Origin of the sequence: Nonomuraea sp. NPDC049784, assembly GCF_040659615.1 — a bacterium.
Classification (GTDB): domain Bacteria; phylum Actinomycetota; class Actinomycetes; order Streptosporangiales; family Streptosporangiaceae; genus Nonomuraea.
Map to the genome: position 1 here is coordinate 1 of NZ_JBFAMX010000741.1, position 4,439 is coordinate 4,439.

At 70.1% G+C, this 4,439-nt stretch carries 5 protein-coding genes; all 5 read right to left on the minus strand.

Annotated elements, in window-relative coordinates:
• Positions 1-19: 19 nt before the first annotated feature.
• Positions 20-1,813 carry a hypothetical protein gene (locus tag AB0J09_RS57355; protein ID WP_360711314.1) on the minus strand — a complete coding sequence of 598 codons (1,794 nt, stop codon included), beginning with the start codon at positions 1,811-1,813 and terminating at the stop codon, positions 20-22.
• A 42-nt stretch (positions 1,814-1,855) separates the two neighbouring features.
• Positions 1,856-2,731, minus strand: a complete 876-nt coding sequence (locus tag AB0J09_RS57360) for a DivIVA domain-containing protein (RefSeq protein ID WP_360711318.1) — start codon at positions 2,729-2,731, stop codon at positions 1,856-1,858.
• 106 nt (positions 2,732-2,837) lie between these two features.
• Positions 2,838-3,125, minus strand: a complete 288-nt coding sequence (locus AB0J09_RS57365; RefSeq protein WP_360711321.1) for a YggT family protein — start codon at positions 3,123-3,125, stop codon at positions 2,838-2,840.
• Positions 3,126-3,205: 80 nt separating this feature from the next.
• Entirely contained in the window at positions 3,206-3,706 is a 501-nt protein-coding gene (gene sepF, locus AB0J09_RS57370) for a cell division protein SepF (RefSeq protein WP_360711324.1), read from the minus strand.
• 139 nt (positions 3,707-3,845) lie between these two features.
• Positions 3,846-4,439, minus strand: a 594-nt coding sequence (locus AB0J09_RS57375) for a YggS family pyridoxal phosphate-dependent enzyme (protein ID WP_360711327.1), incomplete at its 5' end; no start/stop codon positions are given.

A 4,439-nucleotide genomic window follows, 5' to 3' on the forward strand; every position in this document is an offset into this window, starting at 1 on the left:
GCGATTCCTGACAAATGCTTTATAACCCTCGTATACCGCACGAGCGAGGATTGCGCCCACCCGTCTTAGGAGCGGGCGAGGAACCGGCCTTGGACGCGGCGCCGGTCGCCTCTCCTCTGGACGCCTCACCCTTGCCGGCGCCCGCATTGGGCGTGTCTCCCTTGGGGGCGGGCGGCTTGGCCGCGCCGGCACCCGTGGCGGGTGGACGTTCGGGGCTGGTCTTGCCCGTCGGCACCGGCTTGGCGCCCGGGCCCGTACCGGAAGGGCGTCCCTCCGGCGACCTGGCGGCCGCGCCGGGGGGCAGCGGGCCCTTGGGCTTGGCCTCCGACTCGGCCGAGGACGCGGGCCGCTCGGGCACCACCACGCTCTCACCGGACGAGGCAGATGCCTTGGCGGCCCCAGAAGGACGCTGTGGCGGCCCTGAAGCCCCGCTCGGGGCTCCCGGACGGGTCGGCACCGCCGAAGAAGGCACGCGCGGCTGCGGCGCCGTGGCAGGCCCCGAGGAGTCGTCCTCGTCGTCCACAACCGGCGGCTGCCCAGGCTTGCCCTTGGCTCGCTCAGGCGCACCAGCGCCCCGCTCGGGCCCGCCAGCGCCTCGTTCAGGGGCACCGGCGGACTGCCCGGGGCCGCCGGAGGGCTGCCCGGGCCTGGCCCCGGCGGACGGCCCGGACGCGGCCGAAGGCTGTCCCGGCTTCGTCCCGGACGGCCGGGGTGTGCTCGTGGACTGACCGGGCTTGCTCCCGGGCTGCTCGGGCGTGCCGGTCCGTTGCGACGGCTTGCCCGCCGGCGCTCCGGTCTTGCCCGCCGGCGCTCCGGCCTTGCCAGGAGCAGGAGAGCCCGAGTCGCCCTTGGCAGGCGACCCGGAAGCGGGCGCGTCCGTGGGGCGCCCACCCGGAGAAGGCGTGCCGGAAGAGGCGCCGCTCGAGGACGAGGCGCCCGTGGAGGGCGCGCCCTTGGCGGGGCCGCCGGCGGAAGGAGCTCCCGAAGAGGGGCGGGGCGGCGGCGAGTCGGGCCTGCGCGCGGAGGGCGGCGGCCGGAAATAAGAAGTCTGTTTGTCCGCCTGATCGTCATCAGATTCGGCGGCGGCGGAGGGGCGGCCGAACCACCCGGTGGCGCCTTCCTCGTGGGCGGCGGCGGGCTCCGGGGTGGGGGTGGAAGCCTTCGTGTCGGGCTTCGGCGGGGTGACCGGCGGACGTACGTCGCGGGTCTCCGCGGAGTTTTCCGCCCGGCTCTCCGCCCTGACGGCGGGGCCGGGTGCGACGGCGGGCTCGGGGTCGGCGGCAGGCGGCAACTGCCGTCCACCGAGCGCTGCGTCAGGCAGGCACGTCGTGCAGGGCGTGAAGCCCTCCTCGCGTGCCTCCTCGTACGTGAGCTCCTCGCTGTCCCGACCGCTCAACTGCCGGCAGCCGGGCATGTGGTAGCGCTTGCGTCCGGGGATCACCAGCACGATCGCATCCGGCGAGATGCCGCTCGCCGCGGGGCGGCGAGGAGCGGCGGCGGGAACGGTCGCCGTCCGCTGCGGCGCCTGCGGATGCGGTTGGGGTCGCGGTGGCTGCTGGGGAACCGTAGGGCCGGTCTGGGTGTACGGCATGCCCGGCGGCATGAGCCCTTTCGGTGGGGTGGCCGGCGCAGCGGCCTGCCCACCACCGGGAAAAAGCTCGTTTCGCCGCAGGAACGCCCCGATCACGAGGAACAGCGCGGACAGCACGCTGACCACGATGGACCACATGATCAGGAACGGCTTAGCCAGCACGAAGCCCGCGATCAGCAGCACGACCGCCGCGAGCACCAAACCAGCACTGATAAGGATCACAGGGGAGCTCTTTCGAGTGACAGGTCCTAGTGACCCGTTACTTTACCGGCGGTCGTTGTGAGGACCGTCACCGCCGGGAAAGGCGCCCTGCGGAGCCTCGCCGCCGAACGGGTTGGGACCACCGGGAAGAGGCTGCTGGCCGCTCTGCGACACGGCGTGCGACATGGCGGGAGCCTGACCCTGCGGACCACCGGACATCACCGGGAACCCACCGCTGCCCTCGGCGGAGACGTTGAGCTCGGCGAGCTGGTTTTCCAGGTAGAGCTTGAGCCTGCTGCGGTATTCGCGCTCGAAGCTCCGCAGCTCCTCGACCTTGCGCTCGAGCTCGTCGCGGGTCTGCACCAGCGAGCCCATCGCCTGGCGGTGGCGCTCCTGCGCGTCGCGCTCGAGCGTCTCGGCGCGGGCGCGGGCGTCGCCGATGACCTGCTCGGCCTGGCGGCGCGCCTTGGTGAGGATCTCGTCGGCCTCGCGCCTGGCGCGGGTGACCGTCTCGTCCGCCTCCCGGCGGGCGTCGGAGATCGCCTGGTCGGCGGTCTGCTGGGCGAGCGCGAGCACGCGGGCCGCGGTGTCCATGTTGTCCTCGGCGGGAGGCATGCTCATGGCCACGGGGACCGGCTGCTGCACCGGCGGCGGCTCCGGGGCCCGCATGGGCTCGGGCTGCGGCGGGGGAGCCATCATCTCGGGCTTGGGCTGCTCCTGGACCGGGGCGGAGGCCATGGGCATGTTCATGCCGCCCGGCACCTTCCCGCGCAGGCACTCCGCCAGCTTCGCACGGAGCTCTTCGTTCTCTTGGATCAGACGGTCGAGCTCAGCTTCCACCTCGTCGAGGAAGGCGTCGACCTCTTCCTCGTCGTAGCCCGGTCGCAACCGGGTGGTACTGAACTGCTTGTTCCGCACATCAGCGGGCGTCAGCGGCATTTTTTGGTCTCCTTGGCGCGCTTGGAGTCTGTCCGGAGGGACGGTAACCCGAATCACTTCAGCGCGGACACGAGTTGGATCACGACCGGTGCCACACCGGCCCGGCTCATCGCAGCAATCCCGCGATCTGGATCAGGATCAGCACGACGATGAACAGGACAGTGAAGCTTAGGTCAAAGGCCACCGTACCCAACCGGAGCGGAGGAATGAAACGGCGGAGGAACTTGAGTGGTGGGTCGGTTGCGGTGTAAGTGGCCTCGGCCAGCACCAGCACGACGCCGGAAGGGCGCCACTGGCGGGCGAAAGCCTGCACCGTCTCAAAGATCATCCTGCCTATGAGCAGCACCAAATAGAGAGACAGGACTACGACCAAGATCTGACCTACGATCCCCACGGCCTGGCCGCGCCTCCACTTCTGATGTGCCCTCCCGGTCTCGGCGAGACCTGGTTGGGTTCGATAGACATACAGAGACTCTAACTCTGATTGAAGAACCCGCGTTCCGCGATTCGGGCCTTGTCCTCGGCGGTCACCTCGACATTGGCAGGGGACAACAGGAACACCTTGTTGGTAACACGTTCAATGCTGCCATGTAGGCCAAAGACCAGACCTGCCGCGAAATCGACAAGCCGCTTGGCGTCGCTGTCAACCATCTCGGTCAAGTTCATGATGACCGGGGTGCCGTCGCGGAAGTGCTCTCCGATGGTACGCGCCTCGTTGTACGTCCGCGGGTGGAGGGTCGTGATGCGGGCCAGATCGGTCGTGCGGCGCTCCAGGACGGCCGCAGCGGGCCTCGGCGCGGGCACTCCTGCGTCAGGCTCGTCGTCGCGGTCCTGGACCGCCACGGGCCGTTCCTCGCCGGTTCGCTGCACCTCGTCGTCGTAGGCGTACTCGTCCGTGTACGTCTCATATCTCTCGTAGCGGTCGTCCTCCACGAGACCGAGGTAGACCGCCATCTTGCGCATCGCGCCGGCCATCGCTACGTCGTCCTCCTGCTCATGGTCGCACTCGCTCGGGTCCGTCGCCGGAGCCCGAGGCGGTAGCCGTACCCCCTTGGAGCTCACCGCTGATCGACCTCTACTTGATCGTGGGCCTGGAGACCCACTTGAGGGGACATTACCTGACGAAGGGCTTGCGACGGCCGAGCAACGCCGTACCGACCCGCACGTGTGTCGCGCCGTACGCGATGGCTTCCGTGAGGTCTTCGCTCATACCGGCCGAAATCATCGTTGCACGTGGGTGCTGCTCCTCCAGGCGCGTGGCGACCTCGCGCAGTCTGGCGAACGCCTTGGCGGGCTCCTCGTGCAGCGGCGCCACCGCCATGACGCCACCCAGCCACACGCCTTCGGCCAGGGCCACCTCGTCGGCCAGCTCGAGCACGTCAGCGGGCCTGGCGCCGCCCCTGTCCGGGTCGTCGTCGAGCGCGACCTGGATGAGGCAGCCGATCCTGCGGCCCTGGAGCACCGCTTCCTTGCTGATCGCCTCCACCAGCCGCAGGCGGTCCACCGAGTGGATCACGTCGGCGTACGAGACGACGGAGCGGACCTTGTTCGTCTGGAGCTGGCCGACGAAGTGCCAGGTCAGCGAGAGCCCGGCGAGCTCGTGCGCCTTGGGCGCGGCCTCCTGGTCGCGGTTCTCGCCGATGTCGCGCACGCCCAGCTCGGCCAGGATCCGCACGTCCTCGGCCGGACGCGTCTTGGTGACGGCGAT

What these genes read in the sequence shown, in the direction of transcription:
- AB0J09_RS57360 (WP_360711318.1), bottom strand. Translation starts at nt 2,731, where the DNA reads ATGCCGCTGACGCCCGCTGATGTGCGGAACAAGCAGTTCAGTACCACC.
- sepF (WP_360711324.1), bottom strand. Translation starts at nt 3,706, where the DNA reads ATGGCCGGCGCGATGCGCAAGATGGCGGTCTACCTCGGTCTCGTGGAG.